This window comes from Paenibacillus sp. UASWS1643 (assembly GCF_008693195.1).
Classification (GTDB): Bacteria; Bacillota; Bacilli; order Paenibacillales; family Paenibacillaceae; genus Paenibacillus; species Paenibacillus amylolyticus_B.
On sequence record NZ_VXKZ01000113.1, the window covers coordinates 195087 to 218940 of the forward strand.

The following is a 23854-nucleotide window of genomic DNA, read 5'->3' on the forward strand; positions in this document are numbered from 1 at the left end:
CCTCCAAAAGAAATGGTTGTATCACTGGAATCTTGAGCAAACAAATGGTGTGTGAGGGCGAATCATGTGAATGAGTATAATATGGTGGGTGTGGTTGAACGTGTGTTAGACATGAAGAAGTGTGAAAAATGACTTACGGGATGTCTGAATCCTAAATTTGGTAAGCGCTTTCTTTAAACTGTTAAAAAAAGGTCTTCGCCTATCCATCTACAAACATGATGTTCGGTTTCACCTCCTTATGTTCTGATTATACGACATGTAAATATTACTGTAAATTGAATTATATAAATTTAATTATATTTTTTTCCATAATTCAGGCAGGAATCTGGACATTCCTTGCTCCAAACGACACAAAAGGTTCATCCTGGCAATCTGCCACAATGAACCTCGTGTTTTACAATGCCGAATTTACCCGCTCGTCTAGCTAGTCATTACATATAATGCCTTATTCTTAAATTCCTACATCTAAGGCAAAACGACAATGTCTCCCGGTTTCAAGCCACTAACCACTTCCGTCTTGTCCCCCGATTCCATTCCAGCCTGGATCGTCAGCGGCTCTGTCTGTCCATTGCCCTTGTCTAACAGTACGTAAGGCTCGGTCTGATCCCGCATGATCGCCAGGCTGGACACAACCGTCACTTTATCCTTCCGCATCGTCTCGATATCGCCTTCCAGACTCACGCCTCCATACATTCTGGCGTCAGACTTCAGATCAATGACCACGTCAAACTGGGATGCTTGCTTGAGGTCCGTATCCGTACTCTTGCGGGCGAATTTGGATACCTTGCTCACCTTCCCGGTGAATTGCAGGTCTTTCTGTGCTGTCATTCGCACCTTAACTGGCATTCCCACCTTGAGCCTGAACATTTCCTCCTCACCAACAATCGTCATAAATTTCAGTTTGCTGATATTGGTAATGGACCCGATCAGCTGCCCTTCCGTCACCGCACGTGTCTTGCTGTCCTCTTCATTCATCTGAAATATACCGGAAGCGGAAGCATACACAACAGACTTACTTATTACTGCCTGCTTTTTCTGTATCTCCTTCTCCTTGAGGACCAGCGCTTTTTGATTCAATTCATTCGTCAGGCGTTTACCTTCCCGATCTGCAAATGCCTTCTTGCGCTCCTCTTCCGTCACGCCAAGCGTCTCACTCATATTCGCCTGATCCAGGCTAACCTGATTCATCTTATTTTCCAGTTGGGCTTTCTCCAGATCACTCTGCAACTGTTCTACTTCCGTTTGTAACGTGGAAGTATCGAGGGTAAAAAGGATATCGCCTTTGCTCACCTGCTCACCACTTTTCACGTGCCACTGCTTGATGTTGGAAGCATACGGAGCGAAAATATCCGTCTGATCGGTGTATACGGATTTCCCCTTCACCTGTATCGTTTGCGTCATCGTTTCCTGTGTAACATCAAACGTAATTGGCGGCGGGATCTCAACAGGTGCCTCCGGTTTTGGTTTGTACTTTTCATACAGCCAGTACCCCACACCTGCCAAAAGTACAACCGTGATGATGATTTTAATCCATTTCTTCATGTGCCCAATTTCCCTTTCGCTGATAAAATTACATCGATTTGATCACAGTTAATGCATTGGTTCGGGATGCGCTGATTGCCGGATATATACCAGATACAATGCCAACCAGAACAGCAAAAACGATGCCCAGTGGCAGAGCTGACTGCTGAATAACGACGGTCATCGGACCATTCATCTGATCTGCCATCTGACTCGCCAGCAGACTATTCACCCCGCCGAGGGCAGCAAAGGCAATCCCCACACCAGCCACGCCGCCCATTAATCCAAGCATCGCTGCTTCCGTAATAAACATCTGTCGGATCTGCCACAGATTTGCGCCCAGTACCTTCATGACACCAATCTGTTTACGACGCTGATGCGTAGACATAATCATTGCTACAATAATGGATAATGAGGCCAGCAGCATGATAAAACCACCGATCCCCAATGCCGCTTTTTGGTACATCGCCAATTGGCCTGCCATCGCTTCCTCCTGGAAAAGATTACTCTGTGTGTTTAACGTCAGCTTTTTAATCTGTTCTTCCACCTGGGATACATAACGTTTGTCCTCAACCTTGACCAGAGCCGAGTTAAGATGCTTGGCTGCACTGCTGTCGGCCTGCTGTAATCCAAGCTCATCCTGCAATGCACGAGCTGTATCGAGCGGCAGATATACTTTTTTATCGTTTTGAGCGCTCATCTCATCCATGTTGGAAGGCTTCGTCAACTCTCCAGACACGCGTATAGAGCCACTCATTTTGGTTTTGCTCGCATTCGCATAATCTTCATATCGAAACTGAACCAGCTGCTGAACCAGCTGATCCTGCTTCGCTGACATTTCCGTAAACTGCTCCAAAAGCTCATTGTTATATGGATCAGCATTCAACTGCTCAAATAACTTCTGAGTTACTTTGGGGTCCACGAGTCCGAAAGCAGCCCCATAACTGGTTACCGCCATACGACCATCCTCTGCCCCACGTCCCTCAGCATACTTGTATCCAAACCCGCCCAGGGTCTCCAGCTGGGTACCAATGACCTCAACATACGTACTGCGACCATCCGGAAGCACCATTTCCAGCGAATCCAGCTTTAACATGGGAGCCACAGCAACAACATGGGGAAGTCTTTGGATAATCTGAATCTTTTCCAACGTCAAAGCTCCCCGTTCAAACTTCGATGTCTGACCATCCCCCTTGCCGTTCCCCGTACGTATGCCTTCATTGGGTGTAATCGTGATTTCATCCATCTTGTAATTGTCGTTCAATGTTTTCTCGCTATAGGTCTGTACGGACTGCCCTACGCTAAGTGCAATAATCATGGCGGCAGAGCCGATGGACAGCCCCATCATGCACAGCAGTGTGACCATTTTTCTGCGAATGATCTGTCCCCAGGCCATACGTGCTACATCCCGTATTCTCACATTTCCTCTCCTTTTGCCTCAAACTTCCCTTACAGCCTCTTCGACCAGTATTCCATGTTGCAGGGTAAGCACAACTTGCATCTGCTCCGCGACCTCTGCTTCATGTGTCACAATGACAAAGGTTGTATTCATATCCCGGTTAAGCTGCTGCAAAATCGCAATAATCTCTTCCTCCGTCTCGGTATCCAGATTCCCGGTAGGCTCATCTGCAAAGATCACCGAGGGTTCGGTAATGAGCGAACGTGCAATACTGACACGTTGTTGTTGACCGCCCGACAACTGGGACGGGAACAAGCTTGCTTTTTCACCCAGTCCAACCTGTTCCAACAGCTTCAATGCTTTTGCTTTGCGTTTCGATGGGCTTATCCCCATGAACACCAAGGGTAATTCTACATTTTCCCGGATCGTAAGATTGGACAGCAGTTCATAGGATTGAAAAATAAACCCGATATGACTGCGCCTGAACTCAGCCAGGCGATTTTCACTGAAACGTACAATATCTTGTCCCGCAATGAGAATCTTTCCCTGATCCGGTTTCATCAGCCCAGCCATCAGATTCAGCAGTGTGGATTTACCCGAACCAGAACTGCCCAGCAGGGCTACCATCTTGCCTTCTCCAATCGTCAGGTTGATATCCTGAAGCACCGGCACGGTTCCCTGGCCATTGCGAAACGAGTGGGATAATTGTTCAACTTGAAGCATTACTGCATTTCTTCCTTTCTACTTGCTAAATATGTACAGAGGTTGTTACGTAAAGATTCGCGTAGCACATTCCCTTTTATTATAGGGTGGAGATGTATCCTGGCTGGCCGGAGTTGTATCCAACTTGTAAAATATCACAACAAAAAGACCTTGTCCGCATAGGAGCTGTCGCCAGCCTCATCCAGACCAAGGTCCTATCTTCATATATCTTCCATAGCTTACCAGGCTCTGAAACTAAAGCGGTACACTTCACTTTTATCCATGGTGCTCCCTACTGCAAATAGTTCATCATCATTCCATTTGAGTTTGATGAAGCTATCAATATTACGGTAGATCACCGTATCTGACGAAAGCTTGCTGTCATTCAGATAGGCAATATGCAATTCATTCTTCTGATTCTGATTATCCATTGGCAAAAAATAAGCAATTCGCGATTGATCTGCATCCAGTTCGAAGCTCCAGATGGACCCTTTCAAGACCAGATCATATTGCTTCTGTTCTGCGCGATACCGATATAACCCCTGCACCTTATTCCTCGTTCCCTGGATGAGCATGTCACCGTTCTTCAGTAACTTGTACTGTTGAATCTCTTCCATTGCCGCATATGCCTTCACTTCATGCGCGTCCTCAAGCGACACACGATAAATGGCATAGTTTTCTTTCAGCATCACCAGTATATAAAGCTGCTTCAGATCTTCACTGACCTCAAAGACATCCATAACGATAAACGTATCACTCGAACCTTTTCCTTGTCTGGATCCTGTGAACATGCCCATCAGATCTTCATACGTGTAGATGGTCTTACTCTTTCCCTGGCTCAGATCAACTTGTTTGAATAAGAGATCATCCTGACCGATGTAGGATTCATTCCCTGCAAATACTCTGTAATACGAGTTATCGTTCGGAAGTTTACGACGTTCCCCGCTCTGAATCATATACTCATGCGTTATCTTCTGCGCTTGACCCGCCCGATACTGGGAGTATATCAACTTTTTGTGATCCGGGCTGATGACTACACCGTATTCCGTATTTGTTGCAATATTCTTCACTTCATTATCATCCAGATGCAGGAGAGATAGTCGCAGTCCTGAATAGGAAGGTTCCGGTTGATTTAATATAATTGTATTCCGGTCTACCACTTCAAAATCATAGATTGCGAAGTCATTCGGAATCTTGGTTGCCGACTCGACTTGAATCGTACTGCTGGGCGGTGGTGCCAGACTACTGTTGAATTGCTCACTTGGCAAAATCACCATTCTTGGTTTGAGATTCCCTATACTGAACAGGCTGCCGATTCCAAAAATTCCACTGACAAATACGATTAACAGCCCCGACAGCATCAATATGTCACGGTGTTTTCGCCAAAATCCGGGATGTCTCATGCATTCATTTCCCCCGGAAGACTGATATTTACTTGTGTCCCTTGCCGCATGATGCTCTTCATCTCCACTGTTCCTCCATGACGCTCCACGATGTTTTTCACAATAGACAAGCCCAGTCCGGCGCTGCCCTTCTCGGCCCTGTTGATTCCTTTATCCTGGTAAAAGGGCTCAAATACATGCTGGAGTGCTTCAGCACCAATCCCCTCTCCCTGATCACGGATCACAATAGCGATGGTGTCACCTAACCGGAAGGAATGTACTTCAATGATTGAATTGACATCACTGTATTTGACCGAATTATCCAGAACGTTGAGGAATACCTCCTTCAGCTTGTCCCGATCTCCCTGTAGATACTGATGTTCCTCCAGCTCATAGTGAATGCCTATGTTGTACTTGCCCGCCTTAATCGACATGTCTTCACAAGCTTCACGAATAATATCCGATACATCGATACGTTCGAATCGGTACGCCTGAATGACCGCAGAGGAGACTGAGACTTCCAGAATATCCGCAACAATCGTGTTGAGACGCTGGCTTTCCTTGATAATATAATTCATGCCTTTGTCAAAAAAATCCTGATCGGTAAATCCGTTATCCCGCAAAATTTGGGCGTATCCCAGGATGGTCGTTAGTGGTGTCTTCAATTCATGTGTCACATTGTCAAAAAAGACTTTGCTTCGCGCCTGTACTTGATTCACTTCGTCCCGCTCTCGCTCGATCACATCAATCTGCTCCCGCACACGATTAATCATGATGGTGAAGCTTGAAGCCAGTTCACCAATCTCATCCTTGGTGGTTATCTGAATGTCTGCATTCAGACTCCCCTGAGCCACTTCCGCAGAACGTTTCGTGAGTACACGGATAGGTTGGGTGATTTTCCGGGAAATAAAGATGGATGCGATAAATACAAACACGAAAATCACCGCTGCGAACAGTTTGATCGTACTTTGAAAACGCAGGTTGCGTTTAAACAAATCCGTGTAATCCTTCTCCATCTGCACAATCCCAATCAATTGTTGATTCATCTGAAGCGGAAAGGACAGACTGGAGGTGACCCGACCTTTATCCACAACTGTGGTATACGCGATCTTGGATTGTAAGGCCGCCTTCACATCAGGATGGTCAGACCGCTTAGCGACATTAACTTCGCTGCCAGCAGATCCGTATGGCGAAGCATCGGGGCGATATACGGTAATCTTCCCGCCAACGGCTGAACCAATCTGCTCCGCAAGCTCGCGGCTTCCTGCTTCGAGCGAGTCTCTGCTCATGCGTTTGTTATAAATCAGGAAGTACTGATTCAGCGCGATATCCAGATTTTTCTTCGATTGCACCATGTCCTCATGCACTTCCCGGTACATATTCTCCTGTGCCACCTTATTGGACAGAATCAGCAGAACGGAGAATCCGATAAAGACGATGACCGAGAAGAGCACCACCATTTTGAACTGGATTGTCCACTTCATGTCTGCACCTGAATATTCAGCTTATACCCTACACCAAATACAGTCTCGATCATCGAAATGCCCTGCACACCACTATCCAATTTCTTGCGAATCCGTTGTATATGAATATCCACCGTTCGGGTATCTCCTGCAAAATCAAATCCCCATACCTTGTCCAGCAGTTCAGAACGTGTATGAACCTTACGATGATGGGTCACGAGAAATAACAACAGATCATATTCTTTATTCGTGAGCCCTGCCCGTTCCCCGTCTTTCCACACTTCCCGTTCATCCTTGCGGATCTCAATATGCTTGCCTAGCCTTACCACCTCATAGGACTGATTCTCCAGTGTCTCGCTGATCAGATCAATCCGGCGAAAAATCGCCCGAATGCGCGCAACCACCTCACGGATATCAAAAGGCTTCGTGATATAATCATCCGCCCCAAGCTCCATGCCAAGTACCTTGTCCAGCATGTCCGACTTTGCAGTGATCATGATGACGGGGATCTTGGAGTTTACAGATAGTTGCCTGCACACATCAAAACCGCTCATATCCGGCAGCATCAGATCCAGCAGGATCAGATCCGGCTTCGAATCCCGAAGCAGATCCAGGCCCTCTTTTCCCGTAGCTGCTTCCTTGATCTCAAATCCTTCCTTGCGTAACGAATAGGACAAAATATCGCGAATGGACTCCTCGTCCTCAATAATTAAAATCTCTTTTTGTCTCATGATACTTTCGTAATCTCCCTGCTCTATGAATTTCCTTCATCTGCCTATATTTTGTATCCCAAGCCGTATGCTTGAATAGAGGGAAGCACGAAATGTTACAACTCCGATACAACTCTGAACCTTTTGGAAACAACCTCCCGATATACTTGGATCATAAGAGACTCATACCAGACCGGACCCAAGCCTGATCTGTATCCAAGGGGGATTCACATCATATGAACACTACACAAATCAACGATGCTTATGTCAACTATAAATCAGAAATCACACGGTATCTATCCCATATCGTCAAACAGCCGCAAGACGCAGAAGATCTGGCTCAGGATTGTTTCATTCGACTGATGAATGTGACCGTAGATATCCCTGAAGATCGACTACTCTATTATCTCAAACGGATTGCTCGAAACCTTGCCATGGACAGTTTCCGCAGGCGAACCCGTACACTTAAACGTGACAGCCGTCTGGAAGCACCTACCCATCACCTCGATACACCCCAACTTGAAATTAATGAAGGCGTTCATGATCTTGTCTCCCATATCAACAACACGGAACACCGTAAAATATTAGAACTTCGCCTCATCCACGGCTACTCCATTAAGGAAACGGCAGAGCTGGTGAATCGCAGTGAAGGCATGATTAAATCCTCTGTCTTCCATGCCGTCAATCGAATTCGGGCCAAAGTCATCTCATAGAGATGGCTTTTTATTTATGCAAAGTCAACAGTGACGGCGGATGGAAGTGTTAAGACAGGATCGAAATACCTATCGATATGTCAAAAGACCCAATTTTACAAATATCGAGTTAATTTTTACAAATTGTTATGACTATGTGAGATTTTCATGTGGTAGAATATGGACGAACTCATGAATCAACTAATATTTGGGGGGGATTTGGTTGGGTAAATTAACAGGTATGCGAGGAGTATTTCTAAAATCACTCCTGGCATTGTCCATGGCTTTGCCGCTTCAGATCGGATTATGGAACGGAGATTCATCGGTTCATGCGGAAGGACCGACAGACCCGGCACCAATCATCCAAGCGAAGGTTGTGAACCAAAATGCAGGTAAGAAAGTATTATTCGACAACTCTCACGGCCAAACGGCTGGAGCTGCAGACTGGGTCATTGATGGAGGTTTCTCCGACTTCGGGAATGCACTCGCGAATGATGGTTATTATGTCAAAGAACTTCGCAAGACAACTCCATTTACCTATGATGATCTGAAAGAGTATAACGTATTCGTTATTGCAGAGCCTCAAATTCCTTTCAAAACATCCGAACAAGCAGCACTGAAACAATATGTTGAAACGGGTGGCAGCATCTTCTTTGTTGGAGATCACTATAATGCAGACCGTAACAAAAACCGCTGGGATGGCTCTGAAGTCATCAACGGCTATCGTCGGGGAGCATTCGAAGATCCGGCCAAAGGCATGAGCACAGATGAGCGTAATTCTGAAGCAATGCAAAATATAACCAGTTCGGACTGGTTGTCCGATAACTTCGGCGTACGATTCCGCTATAACGCACTTGGCGATATCAATGCCAATATCGTTGTACCGGCAGATCAAGCCTTCGGCATCACAGAAGGGGTGTCGGGTGTAGCCATGCACGCAGGTTCAACACTTGCAATCACTGATCCGGAAAAGGCAAAAGGTATTGTGTACTTGCCAAAAACCAACGCAAAATGGAATAACGCGGTAGACCAAGGTGTCTACAACGGTGGCGGGATCGAAGAAGGTCCTTATGTGGCTGTATCCAAGCTGGGCGCAGGTAAAGCTGCCTTCATCGGTGACTCCTCTCCAGTAGAAGATGCATCACCAAAATACTTGCGTGAAGAGACAGGCACACGCAAAACGACTTATGATGGTTTTAAAGAAGCCGATGATGCCGTGTTGCTCGTGAACACCGTGAACTGGCTTGCTACACAAGAGAACTACACAAATCTAACTCAAGTAAACGGACTTGAACTGGACACAGCTACAGCGCTGTTGCCATTCGAAGAGCCGGCTGCTTCCACTGAACCACAGGCTGAACCTTGGTCTGCACCAGCTGCCGGATACAAGTGGTACGATCGTTCCACCTTCAAGGCTGGTTCTTACGGCGGTCCAGCATCCAGTGCGAATGCTGCCTACAGCTTCGTGAAACAGGATACACTTCCGAATGCAGAAGACTTCCAGATTCGTGTAGTTGTGGAGAACATGCCACCAAACACAACCGTATCCGGTTATAGTGCAGGTATCTATCTGACTGGTGGAACACAAGTTGCCATGATCCAGAATGATAGTGGTACTTGGCCAACTTCGTACGGTTACAGTTCCACATTCAGTGTAACTTCGGACAGCCAAGGTCGCGGGACCAAAGATCTGAACGTCCGTATCAAACCGGGTACAACTGGCGCTGCGAGCTTGCGTCTGCGTCTGAACGGCAGTAACCTGATCACCAATGCCGTGACTGTTGGCAATGTGCCAGCAGAACAGCTTCCGGAAGAAGAAGGACCGATTCCAGCAGCTATCACAGTTGCTGAAGCACGTACCAAAGCCGTTGGTACGACCGTAACTATCGAAGGTGTTGTGACGACAGAACCGGGTGCATTTGGTGGACAAGCCTTCTATCTTCAAGATGAAACTGCCGGAATCTACGTATTCCAGCATACTAGCGGCTTCCATGCAGGTGACAAGGTGAAAGTAACGGCAGCAACAACCATCTATAACAGCGAGTTCGAGCTTACCGATATCGTTGCGATTGAGAAAACAGGTACGGCTTCCGTGCCTGCTCCAATCGAGGTTACTGCAATTACAGATGCGAACCAAGGTCAACTGGTTCAATTGAAAAATGTAACGATCGAGAATATCATCAGTGCTACACCAGTTGGATCTTTTGAATTCGACGCCGTAGCAGCAGATGGAACAAGCACACATATCCGTGTAGACACCCGTACAGGTGTGACGGAGACTTCCTTTCCTTATGCTGCTGGTGACAAAATCGATATCACAGGCGTTTCCGCTATTTTCAAAGATGTATATCAATTGAAACCTAGAAGCTTGAATGATTTTGTACCTGCTGAAGAGCAAGGTGGCGGCGAAGTGCCTTCCACTCCAGCTGCAGGAGCACCGGGTAAACCGGTGCTTTCTTCTGATAATGGATATACCACTGGCCTGTTCGAAGGATCGTACAACGTAAGCATGAACCTCTGGTGGGGCGAAAACGGTTCTGAGTACAAACTGTATGAGAACGGCGTTCTGATCGATACACAGAAGTTGACTGCAGCTTCACCATCGGCTCAGTCCTCCAAAACGGCTATTACAGGTAAAGCCAACGGCACGTATACCTACGTAGCCGAGTTGACCAATGACAAAGGCACAACACGCAGTGACGTGCTGACGGTACAAGTAACCAATGCTGCTCCAGGCAAAGCTACGTTGTCCCAAAACAACTGGGATGGTGATGGCAACTATAACGTATCCATGAACCTCTGGTGGGGTACAAACGCAACCGAATACCGTCTCTATGAGAATGATGTGTTGATTGATACACAAGCGTTGAACGCAGCAACACCAGCTTCTCAAAGTGCTACAACTGAATTGTCCGGTCGCGCTAACGGAACGTATGCGTACCGTGCTGAGCTGATCAACGCCGCAGGCGTAACAAGCACCGAGACGATTACAGTCCAAGTTACCAAAGCATTGCCTTTGGCTAGCTAAGTCTCAATAAAGAAGCCTGACGTTTAACCAAGCAACTAAAAAACCGAAACCAACATTGCCTGATTCACAGGGCAAATCGGTTTCGGTTTTTTGGTAATAGTATAAGCTCATTTCAATCGTTCCGGCTCATATCCATTTCTAACAAATAGAATGCTGTTCCATACAGCACAATAAGCGGCCACGGCGATGACACTAATGACAAGAATTAAGTTCATGTGTGTAAAAGTATAACTGCTTCCTGTGAAAATAATCAGAATTGCACTGAGCCCAATATTTTCTCTGTTATGTTTTTTAAACTTCTGAAAGATCATTCTGTACAGTAATAGGAGTACCATAAACCCAATCCATATAAAATAAAATGTTTCCATAGGTCACTTTCCTTTAAAAAACTCATTTTTTGTATGGGTATCTAAGAGGAGTATTAATTAATATCCTTAATTCCCTTTATATAGAAACCTATTAATATTACATGGATTTGGAAAACAATTCAATCATTGTAATGCATATTAATTTGAATACTCTTATTCCTCGACGGTTAGCTGAGCAACAAGAATGCACCGTTGTTTTTTTGCAGACACAAAAAAAGACTATCCCTGCCAATATTCTGGCACCGAATAGCCCTCTCTTCTTCCTCTATCAACTTATCTTAATTTATCATCTAATATATTCGTAGCTCGACATTAACCCTTACACCAGCTTCTTACGAATATACCCCGAGATCAAGTCAATAATCGTGATCATCACGATTATACCAAGCAGGATTATACCTACTCGCGGCCAGTTCCGGGTGCTGAGTGCAAAGATCAGTGGTGTACCAATCCCCCCTGCACCGATTACACCCAGTATGGTCGCGGAACGTACATTAATCTCGAACCGATACAACGTATAGTTCAAGAATCCAGGCATGACCTGCGGCAGGATCGCGAACCACAACTGCTGCATACGATTGGCTCCGGAGGCAAGCAGCGCCTCAGATGGGCCATAGTCGATATTCTCAACTTCATCCGCGTACAATTTGCCCAACATGCCGATGGAGTGTAATCCAAGGGCGAGTACGCCTGCGAACGATCCGGGACCTACTGCCTTAATGAACAACAAGGCCATGATAATCTCAGGGAACGTGCGGATAAAGCTCAGTACCATTTTACCTGCGCCCGAGATGGAACGATGTCCACTCATGTTACGGGCAGACCAGAAGGCAAATGGAATACAGAGCACAGCCGAGATTACGGTACCCAGCACGGAAATCGCCAGCGTATCCAACAATCCCCGTAGCAGGTCTTCTCCCTCAGGCAAATATACAAACTCCCAGTCCGGTGAGAAAATCCCGGCTACAATGGCCTTCATAATCTGAGCAGCGGTTTCCTTGAAACCAGTAAAAGGTACACCAGCAAGGGCCCAGACATACACAAGGATCAGCAGTAACACAATGACCCAGCGAAGCGGGTTCTTCCGTGGTTTAGGCCGGATGCGGCTTGTTTCATTTTTCATCATAGCAATTTCTCCCGCAGCTTAGTACTTACATAATCAATGATCAGGACAATAACGAGGGTAAACAGAATAATTACGCTAGTCTTGTCATACTCCAGGAATCCAAGTGTGGCCTCATAGTAGAGTCCAATTCCGCCGGCTCCGACCAGTCCCAAAATGGCAGCAGCACGTATATTAATTTCGAAGGCATACAGCACATAGGATGTGAACTGGGCAGCCAGTTGCGGCACCACGCCATATACAATGAGCTGAATCCGATTCATACCAACAGCCGTCATCGCTTCCAGTGGCCCCTGATCAATGGTTTCCAGCGTCTCATAGGTCAACTTTGCAATCAGACCTATCGAGAACACAGCCAGTGCCAAGATTCCGGGGATTGGCCCCAAACCAAACACAGCAACGAACAAAGCAGCAAGCAACAGATCTGGCACGGTCCGAATCAGGTTCAGCAGAAAACGTGCCGGATAGTAGATCCAGCGACTTGGCATCAGGTTACCGGCACAGATGATCGAGACCGGAATCGCAATAATCGCACCAATGGTTGTCCCAATCAGGGCCATTCGGATCGTTTCCAGCATGCCTTGCACGATATTATCAAAGTAACTCCACCGGGGTGGGAACATCTCCTTCAGCAGATCCAACATGTTGGGAAAACCTTCAAACAACTCCGTAAAACTGGCATCCGTCTGTTTCGCACTTGCCCACAATAAGAGCAGAATGATAACTAAGGTGAGCAGATGTTTCGTACGCCCAGGCGGTTTTGGGCGATTTACAACCTGAGCCGGGCTGGAACCAGGTTCCTTCCCCACTCCGCCTGAATTCTGAAATGGAACGTTGGACTGCCCCTTCATACCACAACTTCTCCCTGCTCATGCACAGCCTGCTTGTCCAACAATTCGTCAGCCAGAATCGGTCTGCCGTATATTTCTGCAAAGCGCTCATCCGTTGCCTCTTCCACCGGACCGTCGAATACGACCTCGCCTGCTCTCAATCCAACAATACGGGTCGCATACTCTCTCGCCAGATCAATAAAGTGAAGGTTGACGATGGTCGTGATCCCAAGGTCTTGATTGATGCGTTTCAGGTCATCCATGACCTGTTTTGTTGTAAGCGGGTCAAGTGAAGCAACCGGTTCGTCGGCCAAAATGATTTTTGCTTCCTGTGCCAGTACACGGGCAATAGCCACACGCTGTTGTTGTCCACCAGACAACTGATCTGCACGGGAGTAAGCTTTCTCGGAGATATTCACACGATCCAGCGCAGTGAAAGCCAGTTCAATATCCTCTTTTGGAAAACGACCCAGAATGGTTCGCATGGTGGAATGATATCCAACCCGCCCAGCGAGTACGTTACGTAGTACACTGGACCGTTTCACCAGATTGAAACTCTGGAAGATCATGCCGATGTCACGTCTGATCATGCGTAGCCGTTTGCCTTGCGCCTTCGTGATGGAACTTCCATTAATCAGAATCTCGCCCTCACTAATGTCGTGCAGCCGATTAATGGATCGCAGGAGAGTTGATTTACCCGCACCCGACAGACCCACTACAGCAATGAATTCCCCCTGCTCAAATTTCAGATTAATATTATCCAGGCCTTTGGTGCCGTTAGCGTAAGTTTTGGTAACGTTATGAAGCTCAATCATGGCAATAATCCTTCTTTCATTCATAATGATCAACCATACCTAAGTGCTTGCTACAATGGCACAAGCCAGCGCAGCGTAGATCACGCTGAACTGGCCTGTCCATTGCTACGATTAAGCTGTTCCCATCCAAGAAAGCTACTACAAAGTGAACAGATCCCGAACTACTTTTGGATCAGAATTATTCACCTTTCACTTTTTCGCCATACTGACGAACGATCTCAAACTTGCTATCATCGGACTCTACATAACCTTCATGCGTATAGATTTCTTTGATGATCTGGTGACCTTCCGTATCTTTACCGATATCGATGAAGGCTTGTTTGATCTTCGCAGTCCAATCTGCATTCATGTCTGTACGAACGGCAATGGTATCGTTAGGAATAGGCTCAGTGAACGCCAGTACACGTGTATCTTCAAATACAGTCGGATAGTCTTTGGCTACCGTGTTGCGGGCATCTTGGAAAATGGCTGCTGCATCAACGTCACCGTTCAATACAGCGATAACACCTTGGTCATGACCTTTCAACGTTACAGGTGTTACATCTTTTAATGGATCAATCCCTCTGTCCAGCAACAGACCTGCTGGCCATACATAACCTGCGGAAGACGTTACGTTTTGGTAAGCGACTTTTTTACCTTTAAGGTCCTCGATGGATTGAATCGGCGAATCTTTTTTCACAATGAACATGGATTTATATGAATCTGCCAGTTGCTCTGTTGGAGCTCCAGTCTCATCATTTACACCAAAACGTTGTGCTTGCAAAATAACCTGCGCAGCGCCTTTTTCTTTAGCCAGTACATAAGCTGTCGGAGGCAAGAAACCTACGTCTACTTTGTTGGAAGCCATTGCTTCAATAATTGTGTTGTAGTCGGTGGATACGCTGACTTTTACCGGAATGCCCAGTTTGTCACCAAGCAGCTTCTCCAGCGGTTTCGCTTTGGCTTCAAGCGTATCTGCATTCTGGGAAGGAACAAATTGAACCGTCAATTCAGTTGGCACATAACCTTCGACAGCTTTCTCTGTCTCTGCCGTAGACGTACCGGATGCATTCGGACTCGCATTATCCCCGTTAGCCGAACCTGTTGTACTACTGCTAGACCCACAAGCACTCAGAAACAGAACCAAAATCAACAATGGTAAAAATAAAGCAGACTTCTTCAAACGAACACCCTCCAAAGAGTTTCTATTTTTCAGTACTTGTCTACTATAATTGCCAAATATTTGCGCGATGTGAAACGAAATTTGGAGTTTTGTAAAGTTTCCTGTCAGGCTGTCAGCGGGACTTGTATCTGTTAGAATAGGCTCATTATGGTTGAAGATATAGGAAGAACATCGGAGATAACGGCATATACTTCGGTTCTTCAGCCTATTCTGTCTTCTCCGTTTTATGGTAATTCCATATATCTGAACTTATATATTAGAGGAGATTGTAAAATGACATCCATACACCATACGGCAAGCTTCGACATTCTGTTCACCAGTGATCTGCACGGGGCCATCCGTCCCATTCATTACAATACCAATGCGTACCGCCCGGCTGGGCTTGCCCTGCTGGCTTCCCTGATTCGTAAGGAACGCGAACGTTCACCTGAACTGATGCTGGTGGATAACGGGGATCTGCTGCAAGGATCACCCTTGGCCTCTTATGCAGCTTCGAAAGGAACTGCTGAGGGCCCCCATCCTTTTATTACTGTACTGAATGAACTCGGTTATGATGCTGCGGTAATGGGTAACCACGAGTTTAACTATGGTCAGAATCTCTTGCACGGAGCGGTTGGCGCTTCCAATTTCCCATGGCTGTCTGCCAATATTGTTCATGGTGAGCACGACAGAGCCAACGGATCAGAATCTCGGACAGATCTTCCACCAGGTGCAGGTCTACCTGCCTTCGGTCCTCCCTATCTAATCAAAACTTTGACTACGGGTGTCAAAATTGCCCTGTTGGGCGCAACTACGCACTACATCCCAAACTGGGAGCATCCGAAAAATATTGAGGGGTTACAGTTCCTTGATGCCTTGGAGACGATTCGTGCATGGGTTAGCTATATCCATGAGTATGAACAACCAGATGTAATGGTTGTCAGCTATCACGGCGGATTTGAGAGTGATCTGGAGACAGGCGAGCCCGCCGAACGGTTAACTGGAGAAAATCAAGGTTATGCCATCTGCCGGGAAATCGAAGGGATCGATGTGCTGCTTACCGGACACCAGCATCGTCAGCTTACCGCTAATATTCATGGTGTAACCGTCATTCAGCCGGGCTTCAGCGGAAATGGTGCGGGGCATGTATCCGTTCAGTTGGAACAATCATCGGGCGGGAAATGGCAGATTACAGATAAGAAGGCTCGATTGTTACTTCTGGAGGAACATAATGAGATTGAACCTGATGCAACCGTCATGAAACTGACAGATGATCTGGAAACTGAGGCACAAGCATGGCTTGATCAACCCATTGGCCAGGTGGCTGGGGATTTATCCATCACCAATGCTACGGCCCTGCGACTCAAGGCACATCCATTCATTGCTTTTGTACATCAAGTGCAGATGGAAGCGACTGGGGCTGAGCTATCCAATACCGCCATGCTGAGTGAAGAAGCTCGCGGTTTCGGGAGTCACATCACCGTTCGGGACGTGTTATCCAACTTCATCTATCCTAATACTCTGACGGTGCTGGAGCTGAGTGGTCAGGATATCCGGGAGGCACTGGAACAAACGGCTCGTTACTTTGAAGTGAATGCTTCTGGTGAGGTGGCAGTCAATCCGGCTTATATGGAACCCAAACCCCAACATTATAATTACGATATGTGGGCTGGCATGGAATACGAGCTGGATATCTCCCAACCTGTAGGCAGTCGAGTTATGAAGTTGGAACGTGAAGGCAAGCCAATGGACATGAATGGCACGTACTCTGTGGTGATGAACAGCTACCGCGCTGCTGGCGGCGGGGATTATGCAATGTATCCGGGCAAAAAGGTACTGCACGAAGGTGCTACGGATATGGCTGCATTAGTGGAGGATTACATCCGCAGACACCAGCCGTTAACGGTGGAGCAGGCGAAAAACTGGAAAGTTATTGGAAGTTAAATGAGAAAGAGCAGGTCCTGTGATCAGGATCTGCTCTTTTGTTTTCAACCTATTGCTTACTTGTTCTTATTGAACTATTCTGTCCCATCCCGTTATCCGATATATTGAAGAATTAACTGATATAAGGCTATGGAAAACCCTAGAATACTCGCTTTCATTTTAGATGGATGATTTCTTTCACTGCGAATCAAATATAAGAAAACCACAATAAATCCTGCAGGGATCCATAGCTCAAAGACACCTTTTGTTGTACTTTGAGAATAAATTGGAGTAATGAACGTACTAATCAAAAAGTAAAAGAAAACCGTAAAACGCCTTGTTTCTAATTGCTTGCTCCACCTTACCAGAAAGAAAAGAATAATGATTGCGATAATCGTAATGTGTAAAGGGGGAAGAAGAAGAGCAGCATTCCCAAATTTGAATTCCATTCCGCATTGCCCTCCTCTCTTTTAAGGCATCACTTCATTAGTATGAAGCATATCTTTCCCCTAAGAATCATTTTACTTTATTGCTACTTCACTACCCTGTCCACTGAACAAAAAGAAAGCCATAATATAGTCAGAAATAAGGATAACGATTAGAAAAGCAACTAACCAGACCAGAAATAAATTGGCAGTTGCCACAGCCCATTTGTATTTGCCGGAATGATAGAACGCCCAACAAATAAACGAGACTAACACACCAATTGGATACGTAGCCATGAGGCCTGATGTTATAATGTCCAACAATGGGTAATTACTCGACTGACTGTAGACATATGTGTATAGACCCATTATCAATATAAAAGGATACGGCAAAAGCGTAATAGCATAGATGATATTGAAGAAAATAAGCCTGTGCGCGACTTTTTCATTTTTCAATTCACTATTGACCTCCCTTAAAAACGAACTTATTCCATTATATCCATCTGCTTACATATCGTCATGGCTCCATTATCCATTTATGCTTCAAACCAATATGCAAAAAAGAGCAGGTAAGGAGCTTCGTGCCCCCAGCCCTGCTCTTTTTTTGTAAAATGAAACCTTCTCACATATTATCCAAAATGACTATTGCGCCTTTTTACGCAACTGACTGTAATACAACTCGCTGTAGAAACCGCCTTGTTCCAGCAGCGCATCATGCGAGCCTTGCTCCAGTAGATGCCCATCCTTCAGCACCAGAATCCGATCTGCCTGACGGATCGTGTTCAGCCTGTGAGCAATGACAAAGCTGGTGCGGCCTTGCATCAGACGTTGCAGCCCTTCCTGAATTTTGATCTCTGTGACGGTATCAATACTGCTCGTCGCTTCGTCCAGTACGAGTATGGATGGATCGGCCAGAATTGCCCGGGCAATGGCGAGTAATTGCTTTTGTCCCTGACTAATGCCGCTTCCGTCGGCATGGAGCACTTTGTCGTACCCGTCTTTCATTCGCACTATGAAAGAATGGGCATTCGCCAGCCGGGAGGCTGCTTCCACCTCTTCATCCGTCGCATCGAGACGGCCAAACCGAATATTTTCTCGAATCGTACCCTGAAACAGAAATGAATCTTGTAGTACAAATGCCATATGTGACCGTAGATTCTCACGCCGAATGGTGGTCATATCGCGACCATCTACCGTTAATGTGCCACCTGTCGGATCATAGAAACGGGATAACAGCTGAATCAATGTTGTTTTCCCCGCTCCGGTCGGACCTACAAGGGCAATCATCTCACCCGGTTTGGCTTCAAAGCTGATGTCATGCAAAATGTTACGTCCTTCATCGTATCCAAAGGATACTTTGTCGAAACGAACCGCTCCCTCTACCTTGTCCAGAGATACCGCTGCCCCTTCATCCTTCGCTTCCTCATCTTCGTCCAGCACCTCGAATACACGCTCAGCCCCCGCAATCGCGGACAATAACGTATTCCACTGGTTCGCCAGATCATTCAACGGACGGGTGAATTGACGAGCATATTCCACAAAGATAATAATCACCCCGACTGTAACCGAACCTTGAATCGCCAGAATACCACCGATGCCCGCCACAATCGCAAAGCTCAGGTTATTCAATCCATTCATCAGTTTCGGGATAAAACCGGAGATCGTCTGTGCCCAGAAACCGGAAATCCGGATGCGGGTATTTCGTTCCTCAAAACCGCGAATCACACGCTCCTCTTGGGAGAATGCCTTAATGATTCGCTGCCCGGATAAAGTCTCTTCGATATAACCGTTGAGTTCACCCAGATTACGTTGCCGTTCCTTGAAGAGCGGTCCCGTTCTGCGCGTAATCCAACGCATGCCGATGGCCATCAAAGGCACAACGATAAAGGTAAGCAGGGTCAGCAGCGGACTGAGCCAGAGCATAACCCCAAACGTTCCGAGCAGCGTTAATACACTCGAGAAAATCTGGATCGCTGAGCTGTTCAACGTACCGCTGACATTCTCGATATCATTGGTCACCCGGCTCATAATCTCCCCCTGCTGGCGTTTACCGAAGAATGGAATCGGCAGCTTGTGCAGATGGGAGAACAGATCATACCGCATGCGGAACACGGTTTCCTGTGCAATTTCGATCATCCATATATTTTGTAACCAGGATGTAAGAGAGAACAAGACATACACTGCGGTTAATCCAATCAGAAACCGAGTCCAGCTTGAGCCGGCTTCACCCGCGATGAAATCATCCACGGCCACTCCTACCATGTAGGGGCCTAGCAAAGCGAGTGCGGAACTGGCAAACACCATCAACAGTACCATGGACAGCTTAACCTTGCGACGTGCCAGATAGGTCCAGATACGACCTAGCGTACCTGACCAGTTCTTCGCCCGTGCCTTGGGTTTGCGACTACCGCCTGATCGTAACGTCTCCGGATCAATCGGCGGTGGCGGCTGACGGAAAGGCTCAATGAATGCTTTGAACATGCTGTGCACCCTCCCCGTATTGTGATTCATGGATTCGACGATACAGCTCTGACGACTCCATCAGGTCTTCATGTTTTCCTTGCCCAATGAGTTGTCCATCATCAAGCAGCAGAATCAGGTCCGCCGAAGTGGTTGAACTGATCTTCTGGGTGATGATAAATGTGGTACACGACAATTCCTCCAGCGCATCGAGCAGTCTGCCTTCTGTAGCTACATCCAGCGCACTTGTGCTGTCGTCCAGAATCAGAATTCTTGGTCTACGTACCAGTGCTCGTGCAATGGAAAGTCGCTGCTTCTGTCCACCGGAGAGATTAACTCCCCGTTGACCCAGCAATGTATCATAACCGTTTGGTAACTTCTCAATCGTTTCATGGATCTGCGCGCGCTTTGCGGCTTCCACGATCTCCTTCAAGGTAGCATCTTCCTGGCCCCAGGCAATATTCTCCCGTATGGAACCGGTAAACAGGACAACCTCCTGAGGCACATAACCAATCGCACCACGCAGCATGGACAGATCCAGCTCTGATGCATCAGCACCATCAATCCGTACCTTTCCTTGATCCTCTGTGTATAACCGCGGAATGAGCTGTACGAGCGAAGATTTGCCTGAGCCAGTTGCTCCCATAATGGCAATACGCTCCCCCGCTTTTGCCGTGAATGTGATGTTATCCAGCACTGTAATTTCACTATTCGGATAACTGAAGCCCACACTGCGGAATTCAACCGCTCCCTGCACAGCCCGCTGTTTCTTCGCTGGGTATACAGATTGCGGAAGATGCGAAGATGTCATAGATCCAGCAGATGGTGCACACGTTGATAACGACTTCGTCTGTTCAGTCTCCGATGTATCCTCCGTATTAAACACTTCATTCAGTCGTTGCGCCGAAGCGCTTGCTCTCGAGAAGGTTACCAGAATCCATGACAACGCAGACATGGCACCAATTGTGCGAAGCAGGTAGTTAATGACGGCGACCACTTCACCCACGGTTGCATTACCAGAGGCAATGTCAACTCGTCCAAACCATAACACGGCGATGATACAAACGTTCATCATCAGCAGCATGAACGGCATCGTGGTCTCCGTCAGGCGCAGCGCGGAGATTGTGCCTTTCATCAGCTTGTCGCTGAATCCGGCAAAGCGTTCAATCTCATGGCCCATCCGTACGAAAACACGGATCAGCCGGATGCCTGTCAGATTCTCCTGGATGACTCCATTGACGGCATCCAGTCTGCGCTGCACATTGCGGAACAGCAGCGCTGCCTTTTTGATCATCCACACCACAACAATGAGCAGTACAGGCACCATGACAACCAGCAGCAGACCCAACCTCGGGTTCACGATCACTGCCATAATCATGCTACCAATCACCACCAGCGGTACACGCGTCATGAAGCGCAGACTCATGAAGACGGTGTCCTGTACCTGGGTCACATCCCCCGTTAATCGCGTAATCAGAGACGACGTTGCAAAACGATTGAATACGGCATAAGAGAACGTTTGCACTTTCTCATATAACTTCTCGCGCAGATCGTATCCGAACCCCAAACTCGCATGGGATGCAAAGAACGAACTTGCAATTCCGGCAGCAAAAGCCACAACAGCACTGCCCACGAGCACGCCGCCCCACAACCAGACGACTGACAGGTCTCCCTGCTGAATCCCGTTATCAATGATCTTGGAGATCAAGTAAGGCTGAGCCAACTCAACCGTCAGCTCAATTAACATCATGACCAGGGCTGCAATTGCGGCAACTCGGTACTTCTTCAGGTGGTACAACAGCTTGATCATAAGCATTCCTCCGGCTCGGAGGGCTTGTTACCGTGACTCATTTTTTGGTGTCCACGCAGCCAGCTCCGTTAATCTCTTTTGGTTAAATTTATGTAAAACTTCACGCACCCAATACGATTATTATATCGCATTTTGCACCACCAAATCGTTAATATCTTCTACCTTCTCATTATTAACCTGAAATGGGCTACCAGGGAACATCGATCTGCAACAAACATACGGAGCCGGATGCCCAGGCTTCGAATGGCTCACATGAAAATCCGCAAAGTTGCGCGACAGTCCATACATTATTTAGATATCTCTGGTAATGATATAAACAAAATGGTTGTTTTGGAAATGGAGGCCTCAATATGTGGAAATTCATTCTGAACCACATACCCGAATGGAGTACGATCGCTGAAGCCCTTTTTCTCACTGTTACACCTTTACTCATTTTGCTTGTCATACGACGAATTAAGCTATTTGACGGGCGGTACAGTCAAAGAAGGCAAAAATTAGAGGAGATGGTAGCCGAAGAAGAACTCGGATTAAACCTGGGTCAGACCCGGCAGCAATCGGATGAAGGGGGGCTGCATTATACCAGCGACTATGAGCTGAATCTCGACAAATTCAAAAGAGTGGCTCTGGATATGGATGATATCAAAGAAAGGTCCATTTATCTCGAAAACGTGAAGGCCCGAGCCGTGCTTTTTTTTGTGGACGGCCTGACCGACAAACCTGGACTGGATCAGAATGTATTAAAGCCCCTATTGGACTGGGCGAACGAACCCTTAAAGGATGAGCATTGGAAGAATAAAAAGGTGCAGGATTACCTCGTGAAGCAGGTCTTGCTGATCTCGGAAACCGATTGGGTCGTCGATGTCCATCAAGCGTTACGCAAAGTCTTATTCGGCTCCATCATGCTGTTGATGGAGGGCATGCCAGGCGCCCTGCTGTTGGGAAGCCCTCGTGGACAAACTCGCTCTGTAGAAGAACCTGTCTCGGAAGCCGTTCTTCGCGGACCCAGGATCGGCTTTACGGAAACCTTAAGCGACAATACGGCCATGCTGCGCAGACACGGGGAAAGCCATCGGCTTGCCATGGTGTCTTACCAAGTCGGTAAACGGGTTCAGAAACAGCTGATGGTCACGTATTTTAAGGATATTGCCAATGAAGACCTTGTGGCAGAGGTGAAACGCCGCGTAAAAACGATTGAGGTAGATGAAGTACTGGAGAACGGGTATGTGGAACAGCTGATCGAGGATAATTTTTTGAGTCCATTTGCACAGATTCAAAATACTGAACGCCCTGACCGGGTTATGGGTGCCTTGCTGGAAGGCCGAGTAGCCATTTTGCTGGACGGATCTTCCTATGCGCTGTTAATGCCGGTGACCTATGCCATGATGTTACAGTCCCCAGAGGATTATTATGAACGATGGCTCCCCAGCTCCCTGATTCGTATCCTACGTTTTGTAGCCACGTTAATTTCCCTTTTTGCCCCAGCAGTGTACATTTCGTTTATATCGTTTCATCCTGGCCTAATCCCAACCAAGCTGGTTGTATCCATTATCGGGACAAGGCAAGGCGTCCCCTTCTCGACATTAATCGAGGCGTTCATCATGGAAGGCGCCATCGAAGTATTGCGTGAAGCGGGACTTCGTCTTCCTAAACCTATTGGTCCTGCCATGGGAATTGTGGGCGGACTTATCATTGGACAGGCCGCGGTGGATGCGGGTATTGTCAGCCCCATTCTGGTCATCGTCGTTTCCGTGACGGCCATTTGTTCGTTTGCGGTGCCGATGTACAGCGCAGGGCTATCCATGCGTCTGCTGCGCTTTCCGATCATGTTCAGCGCTGCCATGTTCGGATTGTACGGCGTAATCATGTCTTTTTTATTTTTGGTCGTTCATATGCTCAAGCTGAAAAGCTTCGGTATCTCTTATGTGAATCTGGCTGTACCCCAATCCTTGAGAGACTGGAAAGACTACATGATTCGTGTGCCTTTGCAATTTATGAAATATCGTCCCGGGGTGCTTAAGCCCAAGGACCCCAAGCGCAGCAATTAATGGAGAGGAGCATCTCA

18 protein-coding genes are annotated in these 23854 nt (G+C 47.1%); 4 read left to right on the plus strand and 14 right to left on the minus strand.

The window, feature by feature from the left end:
- Positions 1-465 precede the first annotated feature (465 nt).
- From FE296_RS21175 to FE296_RS21200, 6 genes are all read right to left on the minus strand, one after another.
- Positions 466-1542 (minus strand): efflux RND transporter periplasmic adaptor subunit, encoded by a 1077-nt coding sequence (locus FE296_RS21175; RefSeq protein ID WP_150366212.1) that lies wholly within the window; start codon positions 1540-1542, stop codon positions 466-468.
- Between the two features lie 28 nt (positions 1543-1570).
- Positions 1571-2941 (minus strand): ABC transporter permease, encoded by a 1371-nt coding sequence (locus FE296_RS21180; protein ID WP_150366213.1) that lies wholly within the window; start codon positions 2939-2941, stop codon positions 1571-1573.
- Between the two features lie 18 nt (positions 2942-2959).
- Positions 2960-3643, minus strand: a complete 684-nt coding sequence (locus FE296_RS21185; RefSeq protein ID WP_047841819.1) for an ABC transporter ATP-binding protein — start codon at positions 3641-3643, stop codon at positions 2960-2962.
- Positions 3644-3861: 218 nt separating this feature from the next.
- Positions 3862-5025 carry a hypothetical protein gene (locus FE296_RS21190; RefSeq protein ID WP_150366214.1) on the minus strand — a complete coding sequence of 388 codons (1164 nt, stop codon included), beginning with the start codon at positions 5023-5025 and terminating at the stop codon, positions 3862-3864.
- Complete coding sequence (locus FE296_RS21195) at positions 5022-6488, minus strand: sensor histidine kinase (RefSeq protein ID WP_150366215.1); 1467 nt, start codon at positions 6486-6488, stop codon at positions 5022-5024. The genes FE296_RS21190 and FE296_RS21195 overlap by 4 nt, the downstream gene beginning before the upstream one ends.
- Positions 6485-7198 carry a response regulator transcription factor gene (locus FE296_RS21200; protein WP_124117237.1) on the minus strand — a complete coding sequence of 238 codons (714 nt, stop codon included), beginning with the start codon at positions 7196-7198 and terminating at the stop codon, positions 6485-6487. Before FE296_RS21200 ends, FE296_RS21195 begins: the two co-directional genes overlap by 4 nt.
- Before the next feature lie 215 nt (positions 7199-7413).
- On the opposite strand from FE296_RS21200, the gene FE296_RS21205 reads away from it, so the two are divergent.
- Both FE296_RS21205 and FE296_RS21210 read left to right on the plus strand, forming a co-directional pair.
- Positions 7414-7890, plus strand: coding sequence for an RNA polymerase sigma factor (locus FE296_RS21205; RefSeq protein ID WP_124117238.1), 477 nt, complete (start codon positions 7414-7416; stop codon positions 7888-7890).
- A 220-nt stretch (positions 7891-8110) separates the two neighbouring features.
- Positions 8111-10897 (plus strand): DUF5689 domain-containing protein, encoded by a 2787-nt coding sequence (locus FE296_RS21210; RefSeq protein WP_411860597.1) that lies wholly within the window; start codon positions 8111-8113, stop codon positions 10895-10897.
- Positions 10898-11584: 687 nt separating this feature from the next.
- On the opposite strand, the gene phnE (FE296_RS21215) is transcribed toward FE296_RS21210, so the two are convergent.
- The 4 genes from phnE (FE296_RS21215) to FE296_RS21230 form a co-directional block, all read right to left on the minus strand.
- Complete coding sequence (gene phnE, locus FE296_RS21215) at positions 11585-12391, minus strand: phosphonate ABC transporter, permease protein PhnE (RefSeq protein ID WP_100526573.1); 807 nt, start codon at positions 12389-12391, stop codon at positions 11585-11587.
- On the minus strand, positions 12388-13239 hold the full coding sequence (gene phnE, locus FE296_RS21220) for a phosphonate ABC transporter, permease protein PhnE (RefSeq protein WP_124117240.1): 852 nt from the start codon (positions 13237-13239) through the stop codon (positions 12388-12390). Before phnE (FE296_RS21220) ends, phnE (FE296_RS21215) begins: the two co-directional genes overlap by 4 nt.
- Positions 13236-14033 carry a phosphonate ABC transporter ATP-binding protein gene (gene phnC, locus FE296_RS21225; protein ID WP_062837418.1) on the minus strand — a complete coding sequence of 266 codons (798 nt, stop codon included), beginning with the start codon at positions 14031-14033 and terminating at the stop codon, positions 13236-13238. The genes phnE (FE296_RS21220) and phnC overlap by 4 nt, the downstream gene beginning before the upstream one ends.
- Before the next feature lie 178 nt (positions 14034-14211).
- Positions 14212-15210 (minus strand): phosphate/phosphite/phosphonate ABC transporter substrate-binding protein, encoded by a 999-nt coding sequence (locus FE296_RS21230; RefSeq protein WP_411860593.1) that lies wholly within the window; start codon positions 15208-15210, stop codon positions 14212-14214.
- A gap of 258 nt (positions 15211-15468) precedes the next feature.
- Between FE296_RS21230 and FE296_RS21235 the strand changes: the two genes are divergently transcribed.
- Positions 15469-17118: a bifunctional metallophosphatase/5'-nucleotidase gene (locus FE296_RS21235; protein ID WP_150366217.1), complete on the plus strand. Its 1650-nt coding sequence runs from the start codon at positions 15469-15471 to the stop codon at positions 17116-17118.
- A 92-nt stretch (positions 17119-17210) separates the two neighbouring features.
- Here FE296_RS21235 and FE296_RS21240 read toward each other — a convergent pair whose 3' ends face one another.
- The 4 genes from FE296_RS21240 to FE296_RS21250 all read right to left on the minus strand — a co-directional run bounded on the left by FE296_RS21240 (position 17211) and on the right by FE296_RS21250 (position 21792).
- Positions 17211-17546: a hypothetical protein gene (locus FE296_RS21240; protein ID WP_150366218.1), complete on the minus strand. Its 336-nt coding sequence runs from the start codon at positions 17544-17546 to the stop codon at positions 17211-17213.
- Positions 17547-17618: 72 nt separating this feature from the next.
- A complete protein-coding gene (locus FE296_RS32905; protein ID WP_190945412.1) occupies positions 17619-17819 on the minus strand; it encodes a hypothetical protein in 201 nt (66 codons plus the stop codon).
- A gap of 345 nt (positions 17820-18164) precedes the next feature.
- A complete protein-coding gene (locus FE296_RS21245) occupies positions 18165-20003 on the minus strand; it encodes an ABC transporter ATP-binding protein (RefSeq protein WP_150366219.1) in 1839 nt (612 codons plus the stop codon).
- The gene (locus FE296_RS21250) at positions 19984-21792 is read right to left on the minus strand and encodes an ABC transporter ATP-binding protein (RefSeq protein WP_150366220.1); all 1809 of its coding nucleotides are present in this window, start codon (positions 21790-21792) and stop codon (positions 19984-19986) included. Before FE296_RS21250 ends, FE296_RS21245 begins: the two co-directional genes overlap by 20 nt.
- 350 nt (positions 21793-22142) lie before the next feature.
- Here FE296_RS21250 and FE296_RS21255 point away from each other — a divergent pair, with 350 nt between their 5' ends.
- Positions 22143-23837: a spore germination protein gene (locus tag FE296_RS21255; protein ID WP_150366221.1), complete on the plus strand. Its 1695-nt coding sequence runs from the start codon at positions 22143-22145 to the stop codon at positions 23835-23837.
- Positions 23838-23854: the final 17 nt, after the last annotated feature.

Coding starts and splice junctions, on each gene's coding strand:
- FE296_RS21210 (WP_411860597.1), top strand. CDS start 8,111: ATGCGAGGAGTATTTCTAAAATCACTCCTGGCATTGTCCATGGCTTTG.
- FE296_RS21190 (WP_150366214.1), bottom strand. CDS start 5,025: ATGAGACATCCCGGATTTTGGCGAAAACACCGTGACATATTGATGCTG.
- FE296_RS21245 (WP_150366219.1), bottom strand. CDS start 20,003: ATGTTCAAAGCATTCATTGAGCCTTTCCGTCAGCCGCCACCGCCGATT.
- phnE (WP_100526573.1), bottom strand. CDS start 12,391: ATGATGAAAAATGAAACAAGCCGCATCCGGCCTAAACCACGGAAGAAC.
- FE296_RS21195 (WP_150366215.1), bottom strand. CDS start 6,488: ATGAAGTGGACAATCCAGTTCAAAATGGTGGTGCTCTTCTCGGTCATC.
- FE296_RS21205 (WP_124117238.1), top strand. CDS start 7,414: ATGAACACTACACAAATCAACGATGCTTATGTCAACTATAAATCAGAA.
- FE296_RS21240 (WP_150366218.1), bottom strand. CDS start 17,546: ATGGAATTCAAATTTGGGAATGCTGCTCTTCTTCTTCCCCCTTTACAC.
- FE296_RS21175 (WP_150366212.1), bottom strand. CDS start 1,542: ATGAAGAAATGGATTAAAATCATCATCACGGTTGTACTTTTGGCAGGT.
- FE296_RS21185 (WP_047841819.1), bottom strand. CDS start 3,643: ATGCTTCAAGTTGAACAATTATCCCACTCGTTTCGCAATGGCCAGGGA.
- FE296_RS32905 (WP_190945412.1), bottom strand. CDS start 17,819: ATGGCTACGTATCCAATTGGTGTGTTAGTCTCGTTTATTTGTTGGGCG.
- FE296_RS21200 (WP_124117237.1), bottom strand. CDS start 7,198: ATGAGACAAAAAGAGATTTTAATTATTGAGGACGAGGAGTCCATTCGC.
- FE296_RS21250 (WP_150366220.1), bottom strand. CDS start 21,792: ATGATCAAGCTGTTGTACCACCTGAAGAAGTACCGAGTTGCCGCAATT.
- phnC (WP_062837418.1), bottom strand. CDS start 14,033: ATGATTGAGCTTCATAACGTTACCAAAACTTACGCTAACGGCACCAAA.
- FE296_RS21235 (WP_150366217.1), top strand. CDS start 15,469: ATGACATCCATACACCATACGGCAAGCTTCGACATTCTGTTCACCAGT.
- phnE (WP_124117240.1), bottom strand. CDS start 13,239: ATGAAGGGGCAGTCCAACGTTCCATTTCAGAATTCAGGCGGAGTGGGG.
- FE296_RS21255 (WP_150366221.1), top strand. CDS start 22,143: ATGTGGAAATTCATTCTGAACCACATACCCGAATGGAGTACGATCGCT.